General features: G+C 71.9%; 24 protein-coding genes and 1 pseudogene. 11 read left to right on the forward strand and 14 right to left on the reverse strand.

Annotated elements, in window-relative coordinates; translation table 11 throughout:
• From ACWDX9_RS36975 to ACWDX9_RS37005, 7 genes are all read right to left on the reverse strand, one after another.
• A partial coding sequence (locus tag ACWDX9_RS36975) for an ornithine cyclodeaminase family protein (RefSeq protein WP_449962502.1) occupies positions 1 to 489 on the reverse strand: 489 nt, incomplete at its 3' end.
• Positions 486 to 1499: a proline racemase family protein gene (locus ACWDX9_RS36980; protein WP_449962504.1), complete on the reverse strand. Its 1014-nt coding sequence runs from the start codon at positions 1497 to 1499 to the stop codon at positions 486 to 488. The genes ACWDX9_RS36980 and ACWDX9_RS36975, both read right to left, overlap by 4 nt.
• Positions 1496 to 2497, reverse strand: a complete 1002-nt coding sequence (locus ACWDX9_RS36985) for a proline racemase family protein (protein WP_449962506.1) — start codon at positions 2495 to 2497, stop codon at positions 1496 to 1498. Before ACWDX9_RS36985 ends, ACWDX9_RS36980 begins: the two co-directional genes overlap by 4 nt.
• Entirely contained in the window at positions 2494 to 3387 is an 894-nt protein-coding gene (locus ACWDX9_RS36990; protein WP_449962509.1) for a dihydrodipicolinate synthase family protein, read from the reverse strand. Before ACWDX9_RS36990 ends, ACWDX9_RS36985 begins: the two co-directional genes overlap by 4 nt.
• Positions 3388 to 3409: 22 nt before the next feature.
• Complete coding sequence (locus tag ACWDX9_RS36995; RefSeq protein WP_449962512.1) at positions 3410 to 4795, reverse strand: FAD/NAD(P)-dependent oxidoreductase; 1386 nt, start codon at positions 4793 to 4795, stop codon at positions 3410 to 3412.
• Positions 4792 to 5034, reverse strand: coding sequence for a (2Fe-2S)-binding protein (locus ACWDX9_RS37000; RefSeq protein ID WP_185076981.1), 243 nt, complete (start codon positions 5032 to 5034; stop codon positions 4792 to 4794). Before ACWDX9_RS37000 ends, ACWDX9_RS36995 begins: the two co-directional genes overlap by 4 nt.
• Positions 5031 to 6173 carry an NAD(P)/FAD-dependent oxidoreductase gene (locus tag ACWDX9_RS37005; RefSeq protein ID WP_449962515.1) on the reverse strand — a complete coding sequence of 381 codons (1143 nt, stop codon included), beginning with the start codon at positions 6171 to 6173 and terminating at the stop codon, positions 5031 to 5033. The genes ACWDX9_RS37000 and ACWDX9_RS37005 overlap by 4 nt, the downstream gene beginning before the upstream one ends.
• Positions 6174 to 6500: 327 nt before the next feature.
• Here ACWDX9_RS37005 and ACWDX9_RS37010 point away from each other — a divergent pair, with 327 nt between their 5' ends.
• Together ACWDX9_RS37010 and ACWDX9_RS37015 are read left to right on the forward strand one after the other, a co-directional pair.
• Positions 6501 to 7496 carry a COX15/CtaA family protein gene (locus ACWDX9_RS37010; RefSeq protein WP_449962518.1) on the forward strand — a complete coding sequence of 332 codons (996 nt, stop codon included), beginning with the start codon at positions 6501 to 6503 and terminating at the stop codon, positions 7494 to 7496.
• A 62-nt stretch (positions 7497 to 7558) separates the two neighbouring features.
• Positions 7559 to 8266, forward strand: a complete 708-nt coding sequence (locus tag ACWDX9_RS37015) for a SanA/YdcF family protein (protein ID WP_449962521.1) — start codon at positions 7559 to 7561, stop codon at positions 8264 to 8266.
• Here the strand turns inward: ACWDX9_RS37015 and ACWDX9_RS37020 are convergent.
• Together ACWDX9_RS37020 and ACWDX9_RS37025 are read right to left on the reverse strand one after the other, a co-directional pair.
• Entirely contained in the window at positions 8242 to 9432 is a 1191-nt protein-coding gene (locus ACWDX9_RS37020) for a PrsW family intramembrane metalloprotease (RefSeq protein ID WP_350739999.1), read from the reverse strand. The two genes, ACWDX9_RS37015 and ACWDX9_RS37020, sit on opposite strands and share 25 nt — an antisense overlap.
• Before the next feature lie 82 nt (positions 9433 to 9514).
• Positions 9515 to 10459: a heme o synthase gene (locus ACWDX9_RS37025; RefSeq protein ID WP_350739996.1), complete on the reverse strand. Its 945-nt coding sequence runs from the start codon at positions 10457 to 10459 to the stop codon at positions 9515 to 9517.
• A 248-nt stretch (positions 10460 to 10707) separates the two neighbouring features.
• On the opposite strand from ACWDX9_RS37025, the gene tkt reads away from it, so the two are divergent.
• The 6 genes from tkt (at position 10708) to pgl (ending at position 18920) form a co-directional block, all read left to right on the forward strand.
• The gene (gene tkt / locus ACWDX9_RS37030) at positions 10708 to 12816 is read left to right on the forward strand and encodes a transketolase (protein WP_449962524.1); all 2109 of its coding nucleotides are present in this window, start codon (positions 10708 to 10710) and stop codon (positions 12814 to 12816) included.
• Between the two features lie 7 nt (positions 12817 to 12823).
• Entirely contained in the window at positions 12824 to 13915 is a 1092-nt protein-coding gene (gene tal / locus ACWDX9_RS37035) for a transaldolase (RefSeq protein ID WP_449962527.1), read from the forward strand.
• A complete protein-coding gene (locus ACWDX9_RS37040) occupies positions 13915 to 15528 on the forward strand; it encodes a glucose-6-phosphate isomerase (RefSeq protein ID WP_449962555.1) in 1614 nt (537 codons plus the stop codon). Before tal ends, ACWDX9_RS37040 begins: the two co-directional genes overlap by 1 nt.
• Before the next feature lies 1 nt (position 15529).
• On the forward strand, positions 15530 to 17131 hold the full coding sequence (zwf, locus tag ACWDX9_RS37045; protein WP_449962530.1) for a glucose-6-phosphate dehydrogenase: 1602 nt from the start codon (positions 15530 to 15532) through the stop codon (positions 17129 to 17131).
• A gap of 67 nt (positions 17132 to 17198) precedes the next feature.
• Entirely contained in the window at positions 17199 to 18113 is a 915-nt protein-coding gene (locus ACWDX9_RS37050) for a glucose-6-phosphate dehydrogenase assembly protein OpcA (protein WP_449962533.1), read from the forward strand.
• Positions 18114 to 18146: 33 nt separating this feature from the next.
• Complete coding sequence (gene pgl, locus ACWDX9_RS37055; protein WP_449962535.1) at positions 18147 to 18920, forward strand: 6-phosphogluconolactonase; 774 nt, start codon at positions 18147 to 18149, stop codon at positions 18918 to 18920.
• Between the two features lie 69 nt (positions 18921 to 18989).
• Here pgl and add read toward each other — a convergent pair whose 3' ends face one another.
• Positions 18990 to 20003: an adenosine deaminase gene (gene add / locus ACWDX9_RS37060; protein ID WP_449962537.1), complete on the reverse strand. Its 1014-nt coding sequence runs from the start codon at positions 20001 to 20003 to the stop codon at positions 18990 to 18992.
• 99 nt (positions 20004 to 20102) lie between these two features.
• Between add and ACWDX9_RS37065 the strand changes: the two genes are divergently transcribed.
• Positions 20103 to 20849, forward strand: coding sequence for a class I SAM-dependent methyltransferase (locus ACWDX9_RS37065; protein ID WP_449962540.1), 747 nt, complete (start codon positions 20103 to 20105; stop codon positions 20847 to 20849).
• On the opposite strand, the gene ACWDX9_RS37070 is transcribed toward ACWDX9_RS37065, so the two are convergent.
• The 3 genes from ACWDX9_RS37070 to ACWDX9_RS37080 form a co-directional block, all read right to left on the reverse strand.
• Positions 20838 to 21413, reverse strand: coding sequence for a TetR/AcrR family transcriptional regulator (locus ACWDX9_RS37070; protein WP_449962542.1), 576 nt, complete (start codon positions 21411 to 21413; stop codon positions 20838 to 20840). The genes ACWDX9_RS37065 and ACWDX9_RS37070 overlap by 12 nt on opposite strands.
• A gap of 11 nt (positions 21414 to 21424) precedes the next feature.
• The gene (locus ACWDX9_RS37075; protein WP_449962544.1) at positions 21425 to 22294 is read right to left on the reverse strand and encodes an oxidoreductase; all 870 of its coding nucleotides are present in this window, start codon (positions 22292 to 22294) and stop codon (positions 21425 to 21427) included.
• A gap of 63 nt (positions 22295 to 22357) precedes the next feature.
• Positions 22358 to 23104 carry a hypothetical protein gene (locus tag ACWDX9_RS37080; protein WP_449962547.1) on the reverse strand — a complete coding sequence of 249 codons (747 nt, stop codon included), beginning with the start codon at positions 23102 to 23104 and terminating at the stop codon, positions 22358 to 22360.
• Positions 23105 to 23176: 72 nt separating this feature from the next.
• Here ACWDX9_RS37080 and ACWDX9_RS37085 point away from each other — a divergent pair.
• Positions 23177 to 23593, forward strand: a pseudogene (locus ACWDX9_RS37085) (Clp protease N-terminal domain-containing protein); the annotation flags it as partial.
• A gap of 174 nt (positions 23594 to 23767) precedes the next feature.
• Here the strand turns inward: ACWDX9_RS37085 and ACWDX9_RS37090 are convergent.
• Positions 23768 to 24787, reverse strand: a complete 1020-nt coding sequence (locus ACWDX9_RS37090; protein ID WP_449962549.1) for an N-acetyltransferase family protein — start codon at positions 24785 to 24787, stop codon at positions 23768 to 23770.
• 363 nt (positions 24788 to 25150) lie between these two features.
• Between ACWDX9_RS37090 and ACWDX9_RS37095 the strand changes: the two genes are divergently transcribed.
• Entirely contained in the window at positions 25151 to 26758 is a 1608-nt protein-coding gene (locus tag ACWDX9_RS37095) for an amidohydrolase (protein WP_449962552.1), read from the forward strand.
• Positions 26759 to 26849 lie beyond the last annotated feature (91 nt).

Raw genomic sequence — 26849 nt, forward strand, 5'->3', positions numbered from 1 at the left:
CGCGCGGTCCCGGTCGCGCCCGACCACGGTCACGTCCTCGATGGGCCGCACCTCCCGCAGCGCGAGCACGTGCCCCCACGCCTGCGGGCCGCTCCCGAACACCACCAGCCGCCGGGCGTCCCCGTCCGCCAGGTGGCTGACGGCGAGCGCCGAGACGGCGGGGGTGCGCAGGGAGGTGAGCGCGATCCCGTCCAGGGCCGCGAGCGGGGTCAGGGTGTCGCCGTCGAACAGCAGGTACGTCCCCTGGATCCGGGGCAGCTCGCGATCGGGGTTGCCGGGCGCGATGGTGACGGCCTTCACCCCCGCGTACCGTCCGGCCGCGGCGGGCATGAGCAGGAGCTGCCCGGCCGGCAGGTCCACGATCGGCCGCTGCGGCGTGGCCTCCGGGTCGAGGCCGGCGCGCAGGGCGTCCTCCAGGATCCGTACGGCGCGCCCCATCGGCACCAGCCGCTCCACCGTGGCGGCGTCGAGATATGGCAGTCCGGTCATCGCAGCGTGAACCCCACACCCATCGGATCGTCGGAATCGAGCTCGAAGACGTGCCGCCCGGTCCGGTAGGCCATGCCTTCGATCTCCGGGACGACCCCCTCGTCGCGCACCTCGGCCACCCGCGCCAGGAAGGTGCTCCCGACGACGCTGTCGTGGATCAGGGGCGCGCGCAGCCCCGAGTCGTGCAGCAGCGCCATCCGCGCCGCCGTGCCCGACCCGCAGGGCGAGCGGTCCACCTCCCCGTCGGCGAACACCGTCACGTTCCGCTGGTGCGCCGCCCCGTCCCGGTCGGGCAGCTCGTCGTAGAAGATCACGCCGTAGACGCCGGACAGCCGGTCGTCGGACGGGTGCCGGGCGGCCGGATGGTCCGCCAGGTCGGCCTTGATGCGGCGGGCGTGGCCGATGAGCGCCGTCAGGTTCGCGGGCTCCACGGACAGGCCCACCGCCGCGGCGGGCAGCGACGCGTAGATCGCGCCGCCGTACGAGACGTCGACCTTGGTCCTGGCGGCGGCCACATCCCGCGCCACCACGAACGACGGCACGCTGACGAACGTCACCCCGGTCACCTTGCCCCCGGAGCAGCGCACCCGCGCCGTGACGCGTCCCGACGGCACGTCGACGACCACGTCGGTCTCCCCGTCGGGGTCGGCGGCCACCAGCCCCTCGTGCACGGCGTAGGCGCCGAGCGCGATGGTGCCGTGGCCGCAGGCGGTGGAGAACCCGTCCTTGTGCCAGAACAGCGCCCCGAACGCGGCCCCCGGGTCGTCCGGCGGGACGAGGAAGCAGCCGTACATGTCGGCGTGGCCGCGCGGCTCCTGGCACAGCAGCCGCCGCACGTCGTCGAAGCGGGGGTCGGCGACGGCGGTGGAGCGGCGCGAGAGCACGTCCGGCCCGGGGACCTCGGGCACGCCGCCGGTCACGATCCGGAACGGCTCCCCACCCGTGTGGTAGTCGGTCGTCGTGATCGTGGTCCCGGCCAGGCCGGAACCACGTTCGTCACGCTCGCTCACAGCTCGAACCCGGCGGGGAACGGGTCGCGCGGGTCCAGGAAGTATTGGGCGGTGCCGGTGACCCAGGCACGGCCGGTGATCGAGGGCACGACGGCCGGCCGGCCGCCCACGGTGGTCTCCTCCAGCAGCCGCCCGATGAACCGGGTCCCGATGAACGACTCGTTCACGAAGTCCCGGCCGAGCGGCAGCTCCCCCCTGGCGTGCAGTTGCGCCATCCGCGCGCTGGTGCCGGTGCCGCACGGCGAGCGGTCGAACCAGCCAGGGTGGATGGCCATCGCGTGCCGCGAGTGGTGGGCGTCCGAGCCGGGGGCGGCGAAGTAGACGTGGTGACAGCCGCGGATGCGGTCGTCCTCGCGGTGGACGGGCTCGTCGGCCGCGTTGATCGTCTCCATGGTGGCCAGGCCGGCGGCGATGATCTCGTTCTTGGCCCTGCGGTCGAAGGGCAGGCCGTAGGAGTCGAGGTCGACGACGGCGTAGAAGTTGCCGCCGTACGCGAGGTCGTACGGGATCTCCCCGAACCCGGGCACCTTCACGACGGCGTCGAGCCGGTCGCTGTAGGAGGGAACGTTGCGCAGCGTCACCGCCATGGCCTGGCCGTCCTCGACGGCCACGTCCACCTCGACGAGCCCGGCGGGCACCTCCAGGCGCACGGTGGTGACCGGCTCCACGACCTCGACCATGCCCGTCTCGACGAGCACGGTGGCCACGCCGATGGTGCCGTGCCCGCACATCGGCAGCAGCCCCGACACCTCGATGAACAGCACGCCGTAGTCCGCGTCCGGCCGGGTGGGCGGCTGCAGGATGGCGCCGCTCATGGCGGAGTGGCCGCGCGGCTCGGTCATCAGCAGGGTGCGGATGTGGTCGAGGTTGTCACGGAAATAGACGCGCCGCTCGGCCATGCTCGCGCCCGGGATCACGCCTATCCCGCCGGTGATGACGCGGGTGGGCATGCCCTCGGTGTGGGAGTCGACGGCGTGGAAAACGCGTTTTGTCCTCATCGCAGCCCTTCTGCCAGAGCCTTCTCGGTCGCCGCTCGCACGATAGCGGCCTGCTCGTCCGTCAGCGGCTGCCTGGGCTGCCTGCACGGCCCGCCGTGGCGGCCCGCGAGGTCCATGGACAGCTTGATGGCCTGGACGAACTCCGTCTTGGAGTCCCAGCGCAGCAGGGGGTGCAGGGTCCTGTAAAGAGGCAGCGCGCTCTCCAGGTCGCCGGCGACGGCGGCGCGGTAGAGCGCGGCGTTGGAGACGGGCAGCGCGTTGGGGTAGCCGGCGATCCAGCCCACGGCCCCGGCCACGGCGAGCTCGAGCAGCACGTCGTCGGAGCCGATCAGCAGGTCCAGCTCGGGGGCCAGCTCGGCCAGCTCGTACGCGCGCCGCACGTCCCCGCTGAACTCCTTGATCGCCACGATCAGCCCCTCCTCGTGCAGCTTGGCCAGCAGCGCGGGAGTCAGGTCCACCTTGGTGTCGTACGGGTTGTTGTAGGCCACGACGGGCAGGCCCACCTTGGCGACCTCGCGGTAGTGCTCGATGACGGCCCGTTCGTCGGCGCGGTAGGAGTTGGGCGGCAGCAGGAGCAGCGAACCGCAGCCGGCCTCGGCCGCCTGCTCGGCCCACCGGCGCGACTCCGCGGCGCCGTACGCGCCCACTCCGGCCATCACCCGGCGCCCGCCGACGGCCTGGACGGCGGTCTCGACCACCTTGGCCCGCTCCTCCGCGGTGAGCGTCTGGTACTCGCCCAGCGAACCGTTGACCGCGACGCCGTCACAGTCGTTCTCGACCAGCCAGCGGCAGTGGTCGGCGTAGCCGTCGTAGTCGACGGAGAGGTCGTCGCGCAGCGGCAGCGCGGTGGCCACCATGATGCCGTGCCAGGCTTTGGTGCGGTTGTCCATGGGAAAGTCCTCCATGTCAGGGTCAGTGAGCGGGGGGAACGTCGGGAAGATCGGAATCGTCGGGAAGCTCGGCCAGGGCGCCGAGGGTGACGGGCTGGGCGATGGGGCGCCGGGGCGGCCGCTGCGGCTCCCCGGCCAGGCAGGAGACGGCGTAGCCGCAGATGCGGCCCTGGCACCAGCCCATGCCGGGCCTGGCCAGCAGCTTGATCGAGCGCGCGTCGGTGGCGCCGAGGTCCTGCGCCTCGCGTACGCGGGCCAGCGGCACCTCCTCGCAGCGGCACACCAGCGTGTCGTCGCGCAGCCAGCCCTGCCAGCCGGGTTTGACGGGGTACGCCCGCTGCAGCGCCTCCCCGAAGGCCCGCCCGCGCTCCCGGCGCCGCAGCAGCAGCCCCGAATCCGCCCCTGAGGCCGACCGGGGGGAGCGCGCGTCGGCCACCACGGCGCGGCCGGCGATGCGGCCCTCCGTCTCGGACAGGAGCCAGCCGCCCACGCCCGTGGGCTCCCCTGCGGCCCAGACGCCGGGGACGGAGGTGCGCTGGGCGGCGTCCACGTCGAGCACGGGGCTGCCGTCCACGTCGTTCCGGGTGGCGCAGCCGAGCTGGGTGGCCAGTTCGATCTGCGGCACGAACCCGTACCCGACGGCCACCGTGTCGCACGCGACGACGCGGGTGGAGAGAACGTTCCACTCCTGGTCGAGGCGGGCCACGGTGACGGCCTCCACCTCGCGCTCCCCGTGCGCCGCGACGACCGCCTGGCGCGTCCGGTACGGCACGCGGTGCCTGGCCAGGCTCGCGGCGTACCCGGCGGCCTCCCCGGCCTTGCCCAGGGCCAGCAGCGGATGCCTGGCCAGCCCGAGCCCGCCGTTCGCCTCCAGCACCCCGAGCACCCGAGCACCCGCCGCGGCCAGCCCGGTGGCCACGGGCAGCAGGAACGGGCCGGTGCCGGAGACGACGATCCGCCTGCCCGCCACGACGCCGTTGCCCTTGAGCAGCGCCTGCGCGCCGCCGGCGGTCAGGACGCCGGGCAGGTCCCACCCGGGGAACGGCAGCGGCCGGTCGTGCGCGCCGGTCGCGATCAGCAGCCGCCGCGCCCGCAGGACGACCTGCCGCTCGGTGGAGTCCGCGCCACGCGTGACGCAGTGCGCGACCAGGTCCCCGCCGGGCTCGCGGGTGACGCTCCACACCTGGTGGCGCGGCAGCACCTCGGCGCGGGCGTCCAGGGCCCGCGCCTGCCACAGGAAGCGGTCCAGGCCGGGCGCGGGCTCGGGGTCGGCGGCGTGGCGGAAGTACTGGCCGCCGAGCCGTACGGACGAGTCCAGGAGCGCCACCCGCAGTCCGGCCAGCGCCGCCGTGAGCGCGCCGGCCACCCCCGCGGGCCCGCCGCCGATCACCACCAGGTCGTACGTCATGACGTCGTCACCTCGTCACCGGGCGCGGCCTCCACCAGGCAGGCCCGCTCAGGGGCCCGCCCGTTGACCGAGATCAGGCAGTCGAAGCAAACCCCGATCCCGCAGAACAGCCCGCGGGGCCGCCCGCCGAAGCGGGTGCTGCGCCACGACCGCACCCCGGCCGCGTGCAGCGCCGCCCCGATCGTCTGCCCGGGCACGACGGGCACCGGACGCCCGTCGATCGTGATGTGGAACGTCAAGAGGACTCCTCCGCGAAGCGATCCGGCCGGAAGGGCCGCAGGTCCAGGTCGGCCGGGGAGCCGGTGAGCACCTGCGCGAGCAGGTGACCGGTCGCCGGGGCGAGCCCGATGCCCGCCCCCTCGTGCCCGCAGGCGTGATAGAGCCCGGGAACCCGCGGGTCGGCGCCGATGACGGGCAGGTGGTCGGGGCAGTACGGCCGGAACCCGCAGTACGACCTGATGGCCCGCACCTCGCGCAGCGCGGGGAACAGCGCCACGGCCTGCTCGGCCAGGCGGGCGAGCACCGGCACCGACGTCGTCCGGTCGAACCCGACCCTTTCCCTGCTGGCCCCGATGAGCACGGTGCCCGCGGGCGTGCCCTCCACGACCGCCGACGTCTCCAGGGCCTCCGAGTCGCTGGCCACGTTCGTGACGTAGGCGGCGGTGTAGACCTTGTGCCTGATCAGCGGCTCCGGCAGCGGCTCGGTGACGAGGATGAACCCGCGCCTGGGCAGGATCGGCAGATCAACCCCCGCCAGCGCGGCCACCTCGCCGCCCCAGGTGCCCGCCGCGTTGATCACCGCGTCGCCGAGCACGTCACCCTGGGAGGTGCGCACGCCCGCGATCCGGTCGCCTTTCCGCACGAACCCGGTCACCGCCGCCCCGAGGCGCAGCCGGAGCGTTCCGTGGCCGAAGCTCTCCGCGCCGTGCCTGAGCAGGCGCGCGGCGGCCAGCATGGGCTGCACCTGGGCGTCCTCGGGGTAGTACACCCCGCCGGCCAGGCCCTCGGCCAGGTGCGGCTCGTAGTCGCGCAGCGACTCGCCGGACACCAGGGTGTGCTCCACGTCCTGCTTGGCGGCCAGCTCGGCGAGCTGCCGCCGGACCTCGGGGGTCTCGGCGACCACCAGGCCGCCCTTGGGCTCGAACTCGAAGCCGCCGAGGTCCGCCAGCGAGCGCCAGAGCCGGTTGGACAGCAGGGCCAGCTCCAGCTCGGGGCCCGGCTCCTTGTCGGACACCAGCACGTTGCCCTCGCCGGAGCCGGTCGTGCCGCCCGCCACGGGGCCACGGTCGACCACGGTCACGTCGAGACCGGCGCGCGCGGCGTAGTAGGCGCATGCGGCGCCCACGACTCCGGCGCCGACCACGATGACGTCGGACATCCATCACCTCCCAGATCTGTAATATGTCACATACCCCGCTCTCTTGAGAAGGCCCTTTCCACCGGACGGACGACACTCCGCCCGCGCCGCGCCCCCTGCCCCCGCCGCTACCCACCGACGGCATATCACCACCTCACCGCACCCGGCCAAGCTCCCCTCGCGGAGGGATGGCCCACGCGCCCCGCCGCCGGCCCACCACCCGCGCGGAGGCGCTGTGAGTGAGGCCCGTGGGAGGAGGGTGGGCGGCCGAGCCGAGGGGGGCGTGCGTGGTCAGGGGTGAGGTGACCGGTGGGGGGACCGGGTGGGTGGGCCCGTACCATCGATGGCGTGAAGCTACCCACGGACCACCCCAACCGCCACGTGCGCCGCCTGTTCTCCTTCTGGGCGCCCACGACGCAGTCGATGCGGGCCTGGGCGATGGCGTCCGTGGTGGTCAACGCGGGCATCGCGGTGACGGGCGCGGGCGTGCGCGTCACCGGTTCCGGGCTGGGCTGCCCGACCTGGCCCAAGTGCACGCCGGACAGCTTCATCCCGGTCGCGCACCCCGAGGTGTCGATGCTCAACATGCTCGTCGAGTTCGGCAACCGGCTGCTGACGTTCCTGGTGCTGGCGGTGGGTGTGGCGTGCGTGCTGTCGGCGTTCCGGCTGGCGCCGCGCAGGCGCTCGCTGATGACGCTGGCGCTGCTGCAGCCGGCGGGCGTCCTGGCCCAGGCGCTGTGGGGCGGCCTGGTGGTCAGCACGATGCTCAACCCGTTCACCGTGGGCATGCACTTCCTCATCTCCATCGGCCTGATCGCCGCCTGCTGGATGCTGTACGCCCGCGCGGGCGAGGGCGACGGGCCGGCGCGGCGGGTGACCCACCGCGACATCCGCAGGCTCGGCTACGCGCTGCTCGCGGCCGTGTTCGCGCTGCTGGTGGTCGGGGTCGGGGTGAGCGGCACGGGCCCGCACTCGGGCGACGAGATGGCCTCCCGCTTCGACCTCGACATCGAGGCGGTGGCCCGGCTGCACGCCGACGTCGCGTACATCGTGGTGGGGCTGACGTTCGCGGTGCTGTTCGCCCTGCACGTGAGCAAGGCGCCGCGGCCCGCCCGGCGGGCGGCGCTGGCGCTGCTGGCCGTGGAGCTGGGCCAGGGCGTGATCGGCTACACGCAGTACTTCCTGGCCGTGCCCGCCAGGCTGGTGCTGCTGCACGTGCTCGGCTCCACGCTGGTCTGGATCGCCGCGCTCAGGGTGGTCACCTCGCTGCGCACCCGCTCCCCGCAGACCGCCCCCGCCGGCCACTCCCCCGCCGAAGCCGCCGGAGCACCCGCCGCCGTCTGAGTGGATATGCCAGGGTATGAGGTGATCGGTCCGCCACTCCCCCACTCCCTGGAGGGTGTGATTTGTTACTGAAAGTCCGCCCCACTCGGAAGGCCCTGCGGCGCGCGTACCAGGGTCTGGTGCTGGTCAGCGTGCTCTCCCTGGCGCCCATGACGTGGGCCTGGCTCGGCAGCTCGGCGCACCGGGTGACGGCCGTGGGCGACGCCTGGCTCGGGCGGGTGCCGGCGGCGCAGGCCGCGCTGGTGCTGGGCGCGGGCCTGTACGGCACGCAGCCCACGCCGATGCTGGCCCACCGGCTCGACATCGCCGCCGAGCTCTACCGGGCCGGCAAGGTACGGGCCCTGCTGCTGTCGGGCGACAACAGCCGCAAGGAGTACGACGAGCCGACGGCCATGCGCGACTACCTGCTCCGCAGGGGCGTGCCGGACCAGGTGATGGTGCTGGACTACGCGGGGTTCGACACGTGGGACTCGTGCGTGCGGGCGCGCAAGGTGTTCGGGGCGCGGAAGGTGACGGTCGTGACGCAGGAGTTCCACGTGCCCAGGGCCGTGACGCTGTGCCGGACGGCCGGGCTCGAGGCGTTCGGGGTGGGTGACGACTCGACCAGGGAGTTCGCCGCGCCCACGTACGCCTACGCCACCCGCGAGCTGCTCGCCACCGCCAAGGCGTTCGCCGACGCGATGGTGCTCCACTCCGACCCGGTCTATCCGGGCCCGCGCGAGGTCTCCCTGACGAACATCCTGGCTCAGCCCGGCGCGCCGGGCGCGTAGCCGGGCGGCGGGGTGCCCCGCGCGGCCGACCTGGCGTGCGCCGTCGGCACCGGGAAGTCCGCCCGGGCCGTGCTCATGCACTCCAGCAGCGCCCGCTGCTCCTCGTGGAAGCCCTGCTCGTCGACCATGTGGCGGGCCGCCCGCTCGTGCAGCAGGCCCAGCTCGGTGGCGGCCAGCTGGTAGTCGCGCATGGCGCGCAGCCCGCGCTTGCCGCCGTGGGCCTTGGCCCACTGCCTGGCCTGGCGCCGCCGGGGGAACGTCGACAGCATGTAGATGTCGGCCTGGGTGACCAGCTTGGTCGGCTCGTACGGCGGCAGGTAGCGCTGGATGAGGGCCACGATGCGCCGCCGGTCCTTGAACACCACGCCGATGAGCACGATCAGCACGGCCAGCAGCGCCAGGTAGGCCACCACGAGCCCGGGGAAGCCGCCGTAGGAGGCCAGGCCGTTCCACAGGCCGTGCAGGATCATCGCGCCCGACCAGCCCGCCAGGATGTAGAAGACCCGCTCGGGGCCTTCGCGCCGGGCGGCGTAGGCCACGGCGACGCCGATCATCGAGCTGAACAGCGGGTGGGCCAGCGGCGACAGGATGCCGCGCAGCACCACGGTGACCGCCAGCCCCTTCACGCCGGAGTTGGACAGCGCGGCGAGGTAGTAGCTGACGTTCTCGCTCATGGCGAAGCCGAGCCCGACCATGCTGGCGTAGATGATGCCGTCCGTGGGGCCGTCGAGCTCGGCCCTGCGGAACCTGAGCAGCCCGAGCAGCACCAGCCCCTTCATCGTCTCCTCCACCACGGGCGCGCCGAAGGTGGCCGCGACGTTGCGGGCGCCGGCCTCCGACAGCTTGGCGGTGTCGATGATGTAGTGCAGGTTGAGGTAGTTGATCAGACCGGCGACCAGCACCGCGACGCCCGCGCCCCAGGCGAAGGCGAAGATCAGGTTGCTGCGCGGCTCCGGCTCCATCCGGTCGAGCGCCAGGACGGCCGCCAGCAGCAGCGGCACCGGCGCGAGCGCCAGCGCGAGCGCGATGAAGAACTGCACGGGAGCGCCGTTGAGCACGTCGAAGGAGAACGAGACCAGAGCGCATACGCCGGTGAGGACGAGCCCGATGATCAAAGCGAACGACGGGCGGTCCTTCAACACCCAGCGTGGATCACGGGTCGCCATACGGTGACTTTAACGGATCAGAGGGCCGGGGTCCGTGCCGGTCAAGACAGCCTCACCGTCCGGACACGCGGCCGCATGACCGTCAGGCCAGCAGCGGGTCGATGGCCACGGCCAGGAACAGCAGCGCCAGGTAGGCGTTGGACCAGTGGAAGAAGCGCATGGGGCGCAGGTCGACGCCGGTCTTGCCGGCGTTGAGCCGGGCCAGCAGGCGGTGGACCTCCCACAGGCACATGGCGCCGAGGACGGCGGCCACGATCGGGTAGAACAGCGTGGTGCCGGCCACCGGCCACAGCGCCAGCGAGCACAGCACGGTCGCCCACGTGTAGGCGATCGACTCCAGGATCACGCGCCGCTCGGTGGCCACGACGGGCAGCATGGGCACCTTGGCCGCCGCGTAGTCCTCCTTGTAGCGCATGGCCAGCGTCCAGGTGTGCGGCGGCGTCCAGAAGAACACCACCCCGAACAGCACCAGCGGCGCCCAGTCGAGCCGCTCGGTGATGCCGGCCCAGCCGATCATCACCGGCATGCACCCCGCGATGCCGCCCCACACGATGTTCTGGGCCGTGCGGCGCTTCAGGATCATCGAGTAGACGAGCACGTAGAACAGGATCGCCCCGGTGGACAGCATCGCGGCCAGCCAGTTGGTGGTCACCCAGAGGCCCACCAGGGACAGCACGCCGAGCACGATGCCGAAGACCAGCGCGCCCCGCGGCGACACCTGGTGCCTGGCCAGCGGCCTGCGGCGGGTGCGGCGCATCTTCTGGTCGATGTCGCGATCCACATAGCAGTTGAGCGCGTTGGCACTGCCCGCCGATAGGGTGCCGAACACCATGACCGAGATCGACGTCCACAGCGGCGGCAGGCCGCCCGCCGCCAGGAACATCACCGGCAGCGTCGTGATCAGCAGCAGCTCGATGATCCGCGGCTTGGTGAGCGCGATGTAGGCCTTGACGATCATGCCGATCGAGCGCGGCCCCTCCACCTGCGGAGATCGGGCCGTCGCCTGCCTGTTGGTCAGCACCGTCAAGGCGCTTCCAGCCTGTGCGGAGTCAACGCGTAACCTCTGATTAGAGCGGATCCATGGGTGGGCGCCGTGACGCCCCTGCGAACAAACAAACTGTAGTCGCAGGGGCGGCCGGTCCGGCCAATGGGGGGCTTGCGCCGCACATGGACACGTGCGGGTGGGATGGGAATCGTTCGCCAGCTCCACTCGGTTAGGGTCCCGTGTGGGCGGGATAGCCAATCAATGACTACTAGATTCCGGAGATCGAGCACTTGAGCACCGAACTCGTGCCAGCCCTCGAATGGACCGACCTGGACAAGCAGGCGGTCGACGTCGTTCGAGCCCTGGCGATGGACGCAGTGGAGAAGGCGGGCTCGGGTCACCCCGGCACCGCCATGAGCCTGGCTCCCGCCGCATACCTGCTGTTCCAGCGTGTGATGCGTCACGACCCGACCGATCCCAAGTGGGCCGGGCGCGACCGTTTCGTGCTGTCGTGTGGCCACTCGAGCCTGACGCTCTACATCCAGCTCTATCTGTCCGGCTACGGCCTCACGCTCGACGACCTGCGCCGGCTGCGCCAGTGGGACAGCCTGACGCCCGGTCACCCCGAGTACGGCCACACGGCGGGCGTCGAGACCACCACGGGCCCGCTCGGCCAGGGCCTGGGCAACGCGGTCGGCATGGCGATGGCGGCCCGCCGCGAGCGCGGCCTGTTCGACCCCGACACCGAGGCCGGCGGCTCGCCGTTCGACCACCACATCTGGTGCGTGGTCAGCGACGGCGACATCGAGGAGGGCATCAGCCACGAGGCCAGCTCCCTCGCCGGCCACCAGAAGCTGGGCAACCTCATCGTCGTGTGGGACGACAACCAGATCTCCATCGAGGACGACACGCTGATCGCCAAGTCCGAGGACGTGGTCAAGCGTTACGAGGCCTACGGCTGGCACACCCAGAGCGTCGACTGGACCGAGACCGGCGAGTACGCCGAGGACGTCCAGGCGCTCTACGACGCGCTGCAGGCGGCCAAGGCGGAGACCGACCGGCCCTCTTTCATCCGGCTGCGCACGATCATCGGCTGGCCGGCCCCGAACAAGAAGAACACCGGCAAGATCCACGGCTCGGCCCTGGGCGAGGCGGAGGTCGCCGCCACCAAGGAAGTCCTCGGCCTGGACCCGGCCAAGACGTTCGACGTCCCGGCCGCGGTGCTGGAGCACGCCCGCGGCGTCGCCCAGCGCGGCCGCGCCGAGCACGCCGAGTGGGAGAAGGGCTACGCCGAGTGGCGGCTGGCCAACCCCGAGCGCGCCGAGGAGTTCGACCGCATCTCCCAGCGCGAGCTGCCCAACGGCTGGGCCAGGGCGCTGCCGTCGTTCGAGACGGGCGCGTCGATCTCGACCCGCAAGGCCTCCGGAGACGTGCTCAGCGCGCTGGCGCCGGTGCTGCCGGAGCTGTGGGGCGGCTCGGCCGACCTGGCGGAGTCGAACAACACCACGATGAAGGGTGAGCCGTCCTTCATCCCCGAGGAGTTCCAGACCAAGGAGTTCCCCGGCAACCGCTACGGCCGCACGCTGCACTTCGGCATCCGCGAGCACGCCATGGGCGCCATCCTCAACGGCATCGCCCTGCACGGCGGCACCCGCCCGTACGGCGGCACCTTCCTGGTCTTCTCCGACTACATGCGCCCCTCGGTGCGCCTGGCCGCGCTGATGAAGCTGCCGGTCACGTACGTGTGGACGCACGACTCCATCGGCCTCGGCGAGGACGGCCCCACCCACCAGCCGATCGAGCACCTGTGGTCGCTGCGCGCGATCCCCGGCCTCGACGTGGTGCGCCCGGCCGACGCCAACGAGACGGCGTACGCCTGGAAGGCCGTGCTCAAGCACACCGACCGGCCCGCCGCCCTGGCTCTGACCAGGCAGAACCTGCCGGTCGTCGAGGGCACCAGCGCCGAGGGCGTGGCCCACGGCGGTTACATCCTGCGCGAGGCCTCCGACGGCCAGCCCAAGGTCATCCTCATCGCCACCGGCAGCGAGGTGGAGATCGCACTGGCGGGCCGCGAACTGCTGGAGGGCAAGGGCATCCCGACGCGGGTCGTGTCGATGCCGTGTGTCGAATGGTTCAAGGGGCAGGACATCGCATATAGGCAGACGGTTCTGCCTTCGTCGATCCGGGCTCGCGTCGCGGTCGAGGCCGGCATCGCGCTCGGCTGGCACGAGTTCGTCGGCGAATGCGGCGAAGTGGTCGGTCTCGAACACTTCGGTGCCTCCGCCCCGTACAAGACTTTGTACGAGCTGTTCGGGCTGACGGCGGAGCGCGTGGCGGCGGCGGCACATGCGAGCCTGGCCAAGCTTGGTCAGGAAAAGGGCGAGACGACGGGAAACTGAAGAAGAGATGAGCGAGATCCTCAAGAAACTGTCCGGCCAGGGCGTTGCCATCTGGCTCGACGACATCAGCCGTGAGCGACTGCGCACGGGCAACCTGGAGCAGCTGATCCGCGAGAAGAACGTCGTCGGGGTGACCTCCAACCCGACGATCTTCGCCAACGCGCTCAGCAAGGGCGACGCCTACGCCTCCCAGCTCCACGACCTCGCCGTACGCGGCGTGGACGTGGGCGAGGCCGTGCGCGCCATCACCACCTACGACATCCGCTGGGCCGCCGACGTGCTGCGCCCCGTCTTCGACGCCACGGGCGGCGTGGACGGCCGCGTGTCGCTGGAGGTGGACCCGCGCCTGGCCCGCGAGACCGAGAAGACGGTCGCCGAGGCCCGGGCGCTGTGGTGGATGGTCGACAGGCCCAACCTGTTGATCAAGATCCCGGCCACGGTCGAGGGTCTGCCCGCGATCACGCAGGCGCTCTCGGAGGGCATCAGCGTCAACGTCACGCTGATCTTCTCCCTCGAGCGCTACCGCGCGGTCATGGACGCCTGGCTCGCCGGCCTCGAGGCGGCGCAGGCCAAGGGCCTCAACCTCGCCACGATCGAGTCGGTGGCCTCGTTCTTCGTCAGCCGCGTCGACACCGAGATCGACAAGCGGCTCGACAAGGTGGGCAAGCCGGAGCTGAAGGGCAAGGCGGGCATCGCCAACGCGCGCCTGGCCTACGCGGCGTACGAGGACGTGATGAACTCCGAGCGCTGGCAGCGCCTGCGCTCGGCGGGCGCCCGTCCGCAGCGGCCGCTGTGGGCCTCGACCGGCGTCAAGAACCCCGACTACTCCGACACCATGTACGTCGACCAGCTCGTCGCCCCCGGCACCGTCAACACGATGCCGGAGAAGACGCTCGACGCCACGGCCGACCACGCCAACGTCACCGGCGACACGGTCCGCCCCTTCTACGAGCAGGCCTGGAACACCATGGCCGCGCTCAAGGAGGCCGGCATCGACTACGACGACGTGGTGAAGGTGCTGGAGGACGAAGGCGTCGAGAAGTTCGAGGCGTCCTGGAACGAGCTGCTCGAGAGCGTCACCAAGAACCTGGTTCCGTGATGGAGGTGCTCTACCGCGAGGAGGGGGTGGCCTCGGCCGCTTCCTCCGTCGCGGGGCGCCTCGTCGCCGACGGCGTGCCCGCACGGCTCGCCGCCGGCGACCCCACGCTGTGGGGTGAGGACGCCGAGCGGGAGGCGGCGGTCAGGCTCGGCTGGCTGACCCTGCCCCGCTACTCTCGCGAGCTGCTGCCCGTGCTGGGCGGGCTCGTCGAGCGGGCCCGCGCCGCGGGCCTGACCAACGTGGTGCTGGCCGGGATGGGCGGCTCGTCGCTGGCGGCGGAGGTCATCTGCGCGACCGCCGACGTGCCGCTCACCGTGCTGGACACGACCGACCCGGCGCAGGTGCGGCGCGCGCTGAGCGAGCAGCTCGACGCCACGGTGGTGGTCGTGGCCGGCAAGAGCGGCTCGACCGTGGAGACCGACTCCCTGCTGCGGATCTACGAGCGGCTGTTCACCGACGCGGGCCTGGCCCCCTCCGGCCGCGTCGTGGTCGTCACCGACCCGGGCTCTCCGCTGGAGAAGCGGGCCGTGGAGGCCGGTTACGAGCTGGTGCTCGCCCAGCCGGACGTCGGCGGCCGTTTCTCGGCGCTGTCGGCGTTCGGGCTGGTGCCCAGCGCGCTGGCGGGCGCCGACGTGGCGCGGCTGCTGGACGAGGCCGGGGAGGTGCTGCCGCTGCTGTCGCGCGACACCGGCAACCCCGGGCTCGACCTGGGTGCCGCGCTCGGCGGCGCGGCGCTGGCCGGGCGCGACAAGCTGCTGCTGGAGGACCAGCTCTCGGCCATCACCGGGCTGCCCGACTGGATCGAGCAGCTCGTGGCCGAGTCCACCGGCAAGCAGGGCAGGGGGCTGCTGCCCGTCGTGGGCGCCGACCCCAACGAGAGCGGCGACGAGCTGGTCGTCGCCATCGAGACCGACGTCGGGGACGTGCGCGTGGACGGGCCGCTGGGCGCGCAGTTCCTGGTCTGGGAGTACGCCACCGCCCTCGCGGGGCTGCTCCTGGAGATCAACCCGTTCGACCAGCCGAACGTGGCCGAGTCGAAGGCGAACACCGCGGCGCTGCTGGCCCTGCCCGACCTGCCGACCGGCGCGCCGTCGTTCGTGGACGGGCCCGTCGAGGTGTACGGCGCGGCCACGGCCCGGGACCTGCCCGGACTGTTCGCCGAGTTGCTGAACGCGATACCGGCGGACGGCTATCTGTCGATCATGGCCTTTCTGGACCGGATGGCGGCCTTCGACGCCCCGGTGCCCGACGGGGCCGACTTCGAGCAGATGACCGACGCCTGGATGATGGCCGACCCGGCGACGCTGCGGGCGCTGCTCGCGTTGCGCACGAACCGGCCGGTGACGTTCGGGTGGGGCCCGCGCCTGCTGCACTCGACGGGGCAGTACCACAAGGGCGGGCCGCAGAACGGGGTGTTCCTGCAGATCACCGGGGCGGTGGCCGAGGACGTGACGGTCCCCGGCCGGCCGTACACGCTGGGGCGGCTCCAGCTGGCCCAGGCGCTCGGCGACCTGGGGGCGCTCGAGACCCGCGGACGGCCCGCCGTACGACTGCATTTGACCGATCGCGCGGCGGGTGTCGCGCGTTTGCTCGCAGCAGCACAGGAGGCTTGACATGACTGACCCGGCAGCACCCGTGGAGGAGGCCCACACCGCTGCGGCCGCCGTCGCGGGCACCGCCACCACCGAGGAGGTGGCCGCCGCCAACCCGCTGCGCGATCCGCGCGACAAGCGGCTGCCGCGGGTTGCGGGACCGTGCGTGATGGTGTTGTTCGGCGTGACGGGTGACCTGGCCAAACGCAAGCTGTTGCCGGCGATTTACGACCTGGGCAACCGGGGGCTGCTGCCGCCCGGCTTCTCGCTGGTCGGCTTCGCCCGGCGCGATTGGAAAGACCAGGATTTCGCCCAGTTGACGCACGACGCCGTCAAGGCGCACGCCAGGACGCCGTTCCGCGAGGAGGTCTGGAAGCAGATCCGCGAGGGCATCCACTTCGTGCCCGGCGAGTTCTCCGACGACGGGGCGTTCGACGCGCTGGCCATGGCGCTGGCGGAGATCGACGAGACCCGGGGCACGGGCGGAAACTACGCGTTCTACCTGTCGGTGCCGCCGAAGTTCTTCCCCGTGGTGGTGGAGCAGCTCAAGCGGACCGGGCTGGCCGACGCGCCCGAGGGGTCGTGGCGCCGCGTGGTCATCGAGAAGCCGTTCGGGCACGACCTCAAGTCGGCCCACGAGCTGAACGAGATCACCAACTCGGCCTTCCCGGAGAGCTCGATCTTCCGGATCGACCACTACCTGGGCAAGGAGACCGTCCAGAACATCATGGCGCTGCGGTTCGCCAACAACCTCTACGAGCCCATCTGGAACCGCAGCTTCGTCGACCATGTGCAGATCACCATGGCCGAGGACATCGGCATCGGCGGGCGCGCGGGCTACTACGACGGCATCGGCGCGGCCCGCGACGTGATCCAGAACCACCTGCTCCAGCTCCTCGCGCTGGTCGCCATGGAGGACCCAACCTCGTTCGAGGCCTCGTCGCTGCGGCGGGAGAAGGAGAAGGTGCTCAAGGCCGTGCGGCTGCCGGCCAACCTGGCGCTGAACACGGCGCGGGGCCAGTACTCCGCCGGCTGGCAGGGCGGCGAGAAGGTCGTCGGCTACCTGCAGGAGGAGGGCATCTCGCCCGAGTCCACGACCGAGACGTACGCGGCCGTCAAGCTGGAGATCGCCAACCGGCGGTGGGCGGGCGTGCCGTTCTACCTGCGCACCGGCAAGCGGCTGGGCCGCCGGGTGACGGAGGTGGCCGTGGTGTTCCAGCGGGCGCCGCACCTGCCGTTCAGCAAGGACGACACCGAGATCCTGGGCCAGAACGCGCTGGTGGTGCGGGTCCAGCCGGACGAGGGCATCACCGTGCGGTTCGGCTCGAAGGTGCCGGGGACCGCCATGGAGGTCCGGGACGTCTCCATGGACTTCGCCTACGGCGAGTCGTTCCTGGAGTCGTCGCCGGAGGCGTACGAGCGGCTGCTGCTCGACGTGATGATCGGCGACCCGCCGCTCTTCCCGCACCAGCGGGAGGTCGAGCTGTCGTGGATGATCCTCGACCCGATCGAGGAGTTCTGGGCCACGCAGGGCCAGCCCGAGCCCTACGAGGCCGGTTCGTGGGGGCCGCCGTCGGCCGACGCGATGATGGCCCGCGACGGCCGCGTGTGGAGGAGACTCTAGTGATCGAGCGTAGCGAGACAACCATCGGACACAGCACCACAGTCGCGAGTCCGACGAAGGAGGACTCGTGACCACCTTTATGCTGTCGGACACGACGGCTGGGAAGATCTCGGCGCAGTTCACGCACCTACGCCACCAGATGGGCGCGCCCGCCATCGGCATGGTGCTGACGCTCGTGGTGGTCTGCGAGGAGCGCCACCAGTACGACGCGCTGCGCGCGGCCACCGACGCGGCCCGCGAGCACCCGTCGCGCATCATCGTCGTGATCAACCGTGAGGCCGACGAGCCGATCAGGCTGGACGCGGAGCTGCGCATCGGCGAGTCCACGCCGGGCGAGGTCGTGGTCCTGCGCCTGTACGGCGAGCTGACCCAGCACGCCGACTCCGTGGTCAGCCCGCTCCTGCTGCCCGACACGCCCGTCGTGGTGTGGTGGCCGGGCGCGGCGCCCGACGTCCCGGCCAAGGACGCGGTCGGCGCCCTCGCGCAGCGCCGGATCACCGACGCCAGGGGCTTCGACGACGGCGGCGTCAAGTCGCTGGTGACCAGGGCCAAGGGATACTCCCGCGGCGACACCGACCTGTCCTGGGCCCGGCTGACGCCGTGGCGCAGCCTGCTGGCGGCCGCGTTCGACCAGCCGGTGGGCAAGGTCCGCAAGGGCGTGGTGGAGGCCTCTCCCGGCAACCCGAGCGCGCCGCTGCTGGCCGCCTGGCTGTCGGACCGGCTCGGCGCCCCGGTCAAGGTCGTCGACTCCTCCGGCCCCGGGCTGACGGCCGTGCGCCTGCAGCTCAACGACGGCGACCTGGCCGTGGTGCGGCACGACGCCCGCCTGGCCACGCTGTCGCGGCCGGGCCAGCCCGACCGGAACGTGGCCCTGGCCCGGCGCCAGACCGCCGAGCTGATGGCGGAAGAGCTGCGCAGGCTCGACCCCGACGAGATCTACGAGGCCGCGGTCAAGCGGTTCGCACGCACGTACAAGGGATGACTTGGGACCGCAGTGGCTGAGAAAGTAGTACGTGTGAGCGTTCCCAGCGTGGTCGTCCACCGCGACGCCGACGTCCTGGCCAATGCCGTGGCGGCACGGATCATCACCCGCCTGGTCGACGTGCAGTCGGCCAAGGGGTCGGCCTCGATCGTGCTCACGGGCGGCACGGTCGGCATCGCCACGCTGGCGGCGATCGCCGCGACCCCCGCCCGCGACGCCGTCGACTGGCGCCGGCTGGACATCTGGTGGGGCGACGAGCGCTTCTTGCCCTCCGGCGACAAGGAACGCAACGAGACCGGCGCCCGGGAGGCCCTGCTCGACCACGTGGACGTCAACCCGGAGCGGGTCCACGTCATGCTCGGCCCCGACTCGGGCCTGACGGCCGAGGAGTCGGCCGAGTCCTACGCGGCCGAGCTGCGCAGGGCGGCCCGGCCGGAGGACCACGGTCCCGTGCCCGCCTTCGACGTGATGCTGCTCGGCATGGGGCCCGACGCGCACGTGGCGTCGCTGTTCCCGGGCATGCCCGCGCTGTACGACACGCGCCCGGTGGTGGCCGTCCACGGCGCGCCGAAACCGCCGCCGACCCGCATCTCGCTGACGCTGCCCGCCATCCAGTCCTCGCGCGAGGTCTGGGTGGTGGCGGCCGGTGAGGAGAAGTCGGGCGCCGTCCGGCTGGCGCTGTCGGAGTCGGGGCACGTGCAGGTGCCCGCTTCGGGTGCCAGAGGGCGGGCGCGCACGCTGTTCCTGCTGGACCGGGCGGCGGCGAGCAAGATCCCGCCGGAGCTCGGGCGCATCTCGTCCCCCTGATTCCGGGCGCTTTTCGGGCGCTTTTTTCGGGCAGGGCGGGGGCCGCGCGGTTCCCGCCCTGTGTCGTCCCTACCCGGCCAGCTGGTCGATCTCTTCGATCAGCGCCCGCTTGCGCTCCTCGGCCAGGTACGACGCCCGCACGCCGTTCCTGGCCAGCTGGGCCAGCTCGGACGTGCCGAAGCCGAAGGCGCGGGCCGCGGCCCGGTACTCGTCGGCCAGCGTCGTGGCGAACATGGGCGGGTCGTCGCTGTTCAGCGTCACGTACAGACCCTCCTCCAGCATCCGCGGCAGCGGGTGCCCGGCGAGGTCGGCGACCTGGCCGGTGCAGACGTTCGAGGTGGGGCAGACGTCCAGCGGGAGCTGGGTGTCGCGCAGGTGGGCGACCAGGCGCGGGTCGGCGAGGCAGTTGATGCCGTGGCCGATGCGTTCGGCGCCGTAGCCCTCGATGACCTCCCAGATCGTCTCGGGGCCGGACATCTCGCCGCCGTGCGGGACGCTGTGGAGGCCGGCGGCGCGGGCCGCCGAGAACGCCGATCGGTACGCGTCCCGATATTTCGGGCGCTCCTGCTCGATGCCGCCGATCCCGAAACCTACCAGCGCGGCGGGAGGTTCCTGGAGCGCGTGCTCCACGGTCACCTTGGCGGCCTCCTCGCCGTACTCGCCGGGGATGTCGAAGATGTACGCCATCTCCACCCCGTGATCGGCCAGCGAACGGGCGGCGGCCAGGTCAAGAGCCTCCGTCACCTCGCGCATGGGCATGCCGACGATGTGGTGGGCGTACGGCGTCACCTGGAGCTCCACGTAACGGGCGCCCTGCGGGGCCAGGTCGCGGGCCAGGCCGAGGACGAGGGTCGCCACGTCCTCGGGTTCCGTGACGAGCGCGTTGACGGCCCGGTACACCTGGGCGAAGTGCGGGAAGTCGCGGAAGGTGTAGAAGCGGCGCAGCTCGTCCTCGCTGGTGGGCACCGTGCCGCCGGGGTGGCGGCGGGCGAGTTCGAGCACGGTGGGGACCGAGGCCGAGCCGATCAGGTGCACGTGGAGCTCGACCTTGGGGAGCGCGTCGATGAAGGCGTCGATGGTCATGGCGACGACCATACGAGCGATATTTCCCGAAAAAATAGCCTTCATGGGGAAATCTCACAGAAGAATGTCAGGATCGGCGGCTGGGATAGGGTTGAAGGCGTGACCAACGCCGAAGCGTACGATCGCGGCTTCGCCCACCTGAGCTCCCACACCGTCGGCCCCCTCCTCGATCGGGCGTGCGCGCCCCGCCTGCTCGACGTCGGCTGCGGGACCGGCGTGGTCACCTCCGCGGCGCTCGCCTTAGGCGCCGAGGTCACGGCCGTGGACGCCGATCCCGGCATGCTCGAGCTGACCGCGCGCCGCCATCCGTACGCGACGATCCGCCAGGCCACGCTCCCCGAGCTCCCCTTCGACGACGGGGAATTTGACGCGATAGCCGGAAATTTCGTCATCAATCATGTGCCCGACACGGCCAGGGCGCTCAAGGAGCTCCACCGCGTGCTGCGTCCCGGCGGCACCATCGCGCTGACCTGGTGGAAGTCCGACGAGATGACCGCCACCAACGTCTTCGCCGACGCCATCGCCGCCGCCGGGGTCCCCTACGAGCCGCCGGCCCGGCCGTTCACCGGCAACGACACGCCGCGGCGCTTCACCGAGCTGCTGGAGGCGGCGGGGTTCGAGGCGGCGGCCGTCGATCCGGTGCGCTGGCGCCACCGGGTCGACCTGGCCACCTGGTGGGACGACATCGTGCAGGCGGGCGGCCCGCGCTTCGCGATGATCGCCAGGCAGCCGCCGGAGACCTTTGAGCGGATCAGGGCCTGCTACACCCGCCTGGCGGCCCCGTACGAGCGGGAGGGCTTCCCCGTGTGCGCCTACCTGGCGCACGCTGCCCGGTCAGGCCTTTGACCAGGCGGTCACCAGCGGCATCAGCACCCCGTCGACCGACTCGGCCACGAACTCCGCCCCGAACGGCGGCCCCGCGAAGATCATCCGATGCCAGACCAGCGCCTCGGCGAGCGTGAAGAGCCGCCCGGCGTCGACGGGCCCGGACAGCTCCCCGCGCTCGGCGGCCCGCTCCAGCAGGCCTTGCACGTCGTCGAGGTCCTTGGTGGGCATGTGCGCGCGCAGCGTGCGCGCCAGCTCCTGGTTGGACACCAGCGTCGAGGACAGGCCGATCACGAGCGTGTGCTTGCGCTCCACCGTCTGGCACAGCCCGCGGAAGATGGAGACCAGGTCGCCGCGGAGCGACCCGGTGTCCTCGCCCGCGGGCGCGTCCATGTCGAAGCGCCGGCAGATGACGTCGACCACCAGCTCGGGCTTGCCCGACCAGCGCCGGTAGATGGTGGCCTTGCTGGCCCTGGCCCGTTTGGCGATCTGGTCGACCGACATCCGGTCGTAGCCGACCTCCGACAACAGCTCCATCGTGGCGTCGAGAATGGCCCTGTCGCGATCAGGGTCTAGTGGAGCCACGCACACGTCCTTCAGCTGTAGGCGATTTCATCGAATCGTACGCCCGTCAGTTCCGTCGACACGTCCCAGAGCCGCCTGGCGTCCGCTTCCGAGCGCGCCCTCTCCGACGGCGTGAGGCGCTTGAGCTTGGGGCCGATGAACTCGCCGCCGCGGACGTCGGGCGAGGTCGCGGCATAGAGCGAGGACGCCGCCCCGGCCGCCGCCGACTTGAAGAACACGCCCATGAGGGGCTGTAGCGGCCCGAGCTTGACGATGTTCGTGGCGGTGGTGCCAGGGTGGGTGGCGACGCTGATGAGGCCCGTGCCGGCCCTCTCAGCGCGCCGTTGGAGCTCCAGGGTGAAGAGCAGGTTGGCGAGCTTGGAGCGTCCGTACGCGCCGAAGCGGCTGTAGCCGCGCTCCAGGCCGAGGTTGTCGAAGTCGATCCTGCCCATGGCGTGGGCGTCGCTGGAGACGTTCACCACGCGGGCGGCGGGGGCGGCCAGCAGGAGCGGCAGCAGCAGGCCCGTGAGCGCGAAGTGGCCCAGGTGGTTGGTGCCGAACTGCATCTCGAAGCCGTCCTTGGTCTCCTGCCGCGCGATCATGCCGATGCCCGCGTTGTTGACCAGCAGGTCGAGCCGGTCGACGCCCTCGGCGAACCGCCTGACCGAGGCCAGGTCCGCGAGGTCGAGCCGGCCGTACTCGACCTCGCCGCCGGGCACCGCCCGCAGGATGTCCTCCACGGTCGCCTCGCCCTTCTCGGGCGAGCGCGCGGCGACGATGACGCGGGCGCCGTGCCTGGCCAGCTCCAGCGCGGTGGGGCGGCCGATGCCGCTGTTGGCGCCGGTCACGATGGCGGTCCTGCCGGTCAGGTCGGGGATGGAGTCAGAGGTCCAGCCAGTCATCGCCACTCCTCGGGTCCGGGCGTTGGCTCATTGGTGTACGAAACCGTTTCGTACACCGTCACCCTAGCCCAATCTCTGCCGCGCGTGCCGCTCCTCGCGCCGGGCGACTTCCAGCCGCTGCTCGCTCTCGGTGAGCCTCTTGCGGGCCTTGGCCAGCTTCCGCTCCAGCAGCGCCACCCGCTCGGCGCGCTCGTCGTGCTCCCGCACGGCGGACTCCAGCGCCGCCTGCCACTCCCGGTGCGCGGCCTCGGCCTCCTCGCGTTCCCTGGCCCTCCTGGCCTCGGCCTCCTCGCGCTTCTTCGCCTCGTCCTCGGGGGACGGCCGCTTTGCGGGCCGCTCGCGCGGGACGGGGGCGGGGGCGAAGCCGCTGTAGCTGAGCGGCTTGACCAGGCGGCCCCGGCGCACCTGCGCGGCCGCGTCGGCGTCCACGATGGCGGACTCCAGCGTCTGGTCCACCTCGGCCGCCGCCGCGGGCGACAGGCCGCCCGCCTGCCTGACGAGCCTGCCCACCTTGCCCATGACGCCGGCCCGGCGCCGGGTCAGCTCGGCCAGCGCGTCGGCGTCCTGCTCCTGCCAGGCCGCGCGCAGCCGCTCCCCCACGTCGAGCAACTCGGCGAGCTCGTCGGGGCGCTCGCGGACGACCCGGTTCACGGCCCAGGCGGACACCGTGGGCTTGCGGAGCCTCGCTATCTCGCGGGCGAGCCCCGCCTCACCCGCGTCCTTGGCCGCGCGGGCCTCGGCCTCGCGCGCGGCGGTGAACTCGGCCGGCGGCAGCGCATAGAGCCGGCCGGCCACCTCGTCAAGATCCACACAGGACAAATACCCCACATCCGCTGGTTTGTAGCGCATAGTGGAGGCAGTGGCAGTCGAACGGAGGCCCCCGTGTTCGAACGCTTCACCGACCGTGCGCGACGGGTCGTCGTCCTCGCCCAGGAGGAGGCGCGGATGATGAGCCACAACTACATCGGCACGGAGCACATCCTGCTCGGCCTGATCCACGAGGGCGAGGGGCTGGCCTCGCTGGTGCTCGACGGCTGTGGCGTGGAACTCGACCACGTACGCGCCTTCGTCGAACGCGAGGTGGGCCACGGCGCCAAGTCACCCAGCGGGCACATCCCCTTCACGCCGCGCGCCAAGAAGGTCCTGGAACTGTCACTGCGCGAGGCCCTGCAGCTGCGCCACAACTACATCGGCACCGAGCACATCCTGCTCGGGCTGATCAGGGAGGGAGAGGGGCTGGCGGCCCAGGCGCTCGTGGACGCGGGCGCGGACCTGGCGGACGTACGGCAGCGCCTGCTCGACCGTGTGGGCCGCGGCTCCAAGGAGCGACCCACCGAGATGTTCTTCGCCGGCGGCTCCGTACTGGGCGAGCGGCTCACCCGCATCGAGGAGAGCCTGGAGCGCATCGAACGCCACCTGGGCATCCGGCCGGAGGCCGACAATCGGCCGGAAGAGCCGCCGCGCGAAGAGGGCCTAGGCTGAGACCATCGTGCCGACCGGCAGCCTGGCCTCCATCACCCCGGGGTCCTCGGTGTAGCCGAGCGTGGCGCCCAAGGAGATCAGCAGCCTGCGCATCCTGGCGTTGTCGGACAGCATCGTGGCCTTGACCTCGGCGTACCCGAGGTCGCGGGCGCTCCGCACGAGCATCCTGGCCATCGCCGTGCCCAGACCGCGCCCCTGCCAGCGGTCCTCGACCAGGAAGGCCATCTCCGCGATGCCCGGGTCGGGGGTGAACATGAGGTTGGCCATCGCCACGACCTGCCCGTCGTGCCCGGCGACCAGCGAGAATCCCCTGCTCCTGTCGCACAGCCGGTCGAACGTGCGCGCCGGCAGCGCGGGCATCGAGGTGAAGTAGCGGAACCGGCGCGACTCGGGCGAGCACCTGTCGTGCAGGTCGCGCACGGCCTCGCGGTAGATCGAGGTGAGCGGCCGGACCGTGACCTCGACGCCGTCGGAGAGCTTGATCGCGCGCTCGGCGGCGCTCGTCTCCGCGGGCTGGGCGAGCCGGGCGAAGGAGGCCGCCCTGGCCGCCTCGGTCAGCGTGAACGGCAGCTCCGCGCGGCGCAGCCGGACCGCCCGCCTGGCGGCCACGGGGACGACGAGCTGGGTCGGGTCGGGAAGATCACTCACCGCTTCACCATAGATCCACCTGGCGTCGTCCGCGCGCAGCAGCTCGGCCAGGAGCTCGGGCAGCCGCCACGGCATGGAACGCAGCCTGGAGGCCAGCAGCAGCGCCCTGGTGGGCTCGTCGGTCAGCTCGTGGGCGGTGGCGGGGACCACCTGGACGCGGCGGCCACCGGCCGCCTCCAGCGCCTCACGCACCGTCTCGGGGTTGGCGGGGATGTCGGCGACGAACTCGTCGACGGTGCCGTCCGCATCGGACTGCACGCTCAGGCCGAGGATGTTGCCGCCCCTGGCCGCCAGGGCCGCGGCGAGTGAGGCCAGCCGGCCGGGTCGCTCGTCCACCGTGGTGCGGATGCGCAAGAATCCCATGGCTTGAGCATGCCTGGCAGCTGTTACACGACCGCTAACGATGTGTTTCATCACGTATTTCATCGCGAAATGATGCGATTTATCCCCATATATCCCTCCATCACCCCCGCCTCCGTGCACCCGCCTCCGCACCCCCGCCACGATGCGACCACGCGCCATGGCCGCCCGAGCGGGCCCCCGGACCGGGCCCCCGGACCGGGCCTCGTCAGGGGGCGGAGATCGCACCACCGCACGGCCCGACGCCGTCACGGCCCGTCGGCAGCTCGAGGACCGCCCCCGCTTGTCGCAGGTCACCGGGCCGGGCGGGAAGATGTACGCCAGGCTCGGAGCACGCGAGCCGGATCCACCACAGAAGGGAACCCCATGAACATCCTCTTCCGAGGAGGCCGCGTCTTCACGCCGGGCGGCGTGCGGGACGAGGCCGTGCTGGTGAGCGACGGCGTGATCGCCGCGGTGGGGCCGGAGGGCGAGCTGGCCCGCCAGGCGCCGTCCCACGAGACGGTGGATCTGGAGGGTGGCCTGCTGGTGCCCGGCTTCACGGATGCGCACATGCACCCGGTCCAGGCGGGCCTCGAACGGGCAAAGTGCGACTTGTCAGAAGATTTCGGCCTTGACGCATACATAGCCGTGATAGCCGACTATGCCGCGAAAAATGCGGCTAAAGAGTGGATCGATGGCGGCGGCTGGGACATGTCGGCGTTCCCCGGTGGCCTCCCCCACCGCGACCAGCTCGACTTCCTCGACCGCCCCGCGTACCTCATCCAGCGCGACCACCACGCCGCCTGGGTCAACACCCGGGCCCTCCAGCTGGCCGGCATCACCAAGGACACGCCGGACCCCGCCGACGGCCGCATAGAGCGCGACGCCGCGGGCGAGCCCACCGGCGTGCTGCACGAGGGCGCGATGGACCTCGTCGGCCTGCTCACCCCGCGCCCGACCGCCCAGGACCTGGACGACGCGCTGGAGGACGCGCAGCGGCACCTGTTCTCGCTGGGCATCACCGGCTGGCAGGACGCCATCGTGGGCTCCTACGCGGGCTCCCAGGACCAACTGCCCACCTACCTGTCCGCGGCCCGCTCAGGCAGGCTCAGGGCGCGTGTGGTGGGCGCCCTGTGGTGGGACAGGACGCGCGGCCTGGACCAGATCGAGGAGCTGGTCGAACGCCGTGCCGCCGCCGAGGGGCTCGACCGGTTCAGGGCGACCTCGGTCAAGATCATGCAGGACGGCATCACGGAGAACTTCACGGCGGCCACCCTGGAGCCGTACTGCCTCTGCGGCGGCACGGGCCTGTCGTACGTGGACCCGTACAAGCTCAAGGAGTACGTCGCCGAGCTGGACCGGCTCGGCTTCCAGGTGCACTTCCACGCCATCGGCGAGCGGGCCGTGCGCGAGGCCCTGGACAGCTTCGAGGGCACCGACCCCGGCAACCGCCACCACATCGCCCATCTGCAGATCATCGAGCCGTCGGACGTGCCGCGCTTCGCCGCCCTGGGCGTCACGGCCAACCTGCAGCCGCTGTGGGCCACGCACCACGCCCAGATGGACGAGCTGACGCTGCCGTACCTCGGGGAGCCGCGCTCGTCGTGGCAGTACCCGTTCGCGGACCTGCTGGCGCACGGCACCCGCTTCTGCGCGGGCAGCGACTGGCCGGTCTCCAACGCCGACCCGCTGCAGGGCATGCACGTCGCGGTCAACCGCACGGAGCCCGGTGGCTCGGTGCACGCGGACTACCCGACCGCGCAGACCCCGTTCCTGCCCGGCCAGCGCATCGACCTGGCCGCCGCCATGACCGCGTACACGGCGGGCTCGGCCTGGATCAACCGCTCTCCGGCCGGAGCCGTCGAGCCGGGCCGCCCGGCCGATTTGGTGGTCCTGGACCGCGACCCGTTCGAGCTCGCGCCGGGAGAGATCTGGACGACGCGGGCGCGCCTGACGTTCGTGGACGGCGATGTGGTCCACGAGGACCGCTGAGCGGTCGCGGAAACGGCGAAAGGGCCTCGGAGAACTATCTCGATCGGGCGTCAGTGGGCGGAAGGTTTGAAACAGAACCGCTCGTTCTAAT

It is taken from the genome of Nonomuraea sp. NPDC003201, from assembly GCF_053590415.1.

What these genes read in the sequence shown, in the direction of transcription:
- ACWDX9_RS36995 (WP_449962512.1), bottom strand. Translation starts at nt 4,795, where the DNA reads ATGACGTACGACCTGGTGGTGATCGGCGGCGGGCCCGCGGGGGTGGCC.
- add (WP_449962537.1), bottom strand. Translation starts at nt 20,003, where the DNA reads ATGACCATCGACGCCTTCATCGACGCGCTCCCCAAGGTCGAGCTCCAC.
- ACWDX9_RS36990 (WP_449962509.1), bottom strand. Translation starts at nt 3,387, where the DNA reads ATGGACAACCGCACCAAAGCCTGGCACGGCATCATGGTGGCCACCGCG.
- ACWDX9_RS37005 (WP_449962515.1), bottom strand. Translation starts at nt 6,173, where the DNA reads ATGTCCGACGTCATCGTGGTCGGCGCCGGAGTCGTGGGCGCCGCATGC.
- ACWDX9_RS37020 (WP_350739999.1), bottom strand. Translation starts at nt 9,432, where the DNA reads ATGGCGACCCGTGATCCACGCTGGGTGTTGAAGGACCGCCCGTCGTTC.
- ACWDX9_RS37075 (WP_449962544.1), bottom strand. Translation starts at nt 22,294, where the DNA reads ATGACTGGCTGGACCTCTGACTCCATCCCCGACCTGACCGGCAGGACC.
- zwf (WP_449962530.1), top strand. Translation starts at nt 15,530, where the DNA reads ATGACTGACCCGGCAGCACCCGTGGAGGAGGCCCACACCGCTGCGGCC.
- ACWDX9_RS37095 (WP_449962552.1), top strand. Translation starts at nt 25,151, where the DNA reads ATGAACATCCTCTTCCGAGGAGGCCGCGTCTTCACGCCGGGCGGCGTG.
- tal (WP_449962527.1), top strand. Translation starts at nt 12,824, where the DNA reads ATGAGCGAGATCCTCAAGAAACTGTCCGGCCAGGGCGTTGCCATCTGG.
- ACWDX9_RS36985 (WP_449962506.1), bottom strand. Translation starts at nt 2,497, where the DNA reads ATGAGGACAAAACGCGTTTTCCACGCCGTCGACTCCCACACCGAGGGC.
- ACWDX9_RS37090 (WP_449962549.1), bottom strand. Translation starts at nt 24,787, where the DNA reads ATGGGATTCTTGCGCATCCGCACCACGGTGGACGAGCGACCCGGCCGG.
- ACWDX9_RS37040 (WP_449962555.1), top strand. Translation starts at nt 13,915, where the DNA reads ATGGAGGTGCTCTACCGCGAGGAGGGGGTGGCCTCGGCCGCTTCCTCC.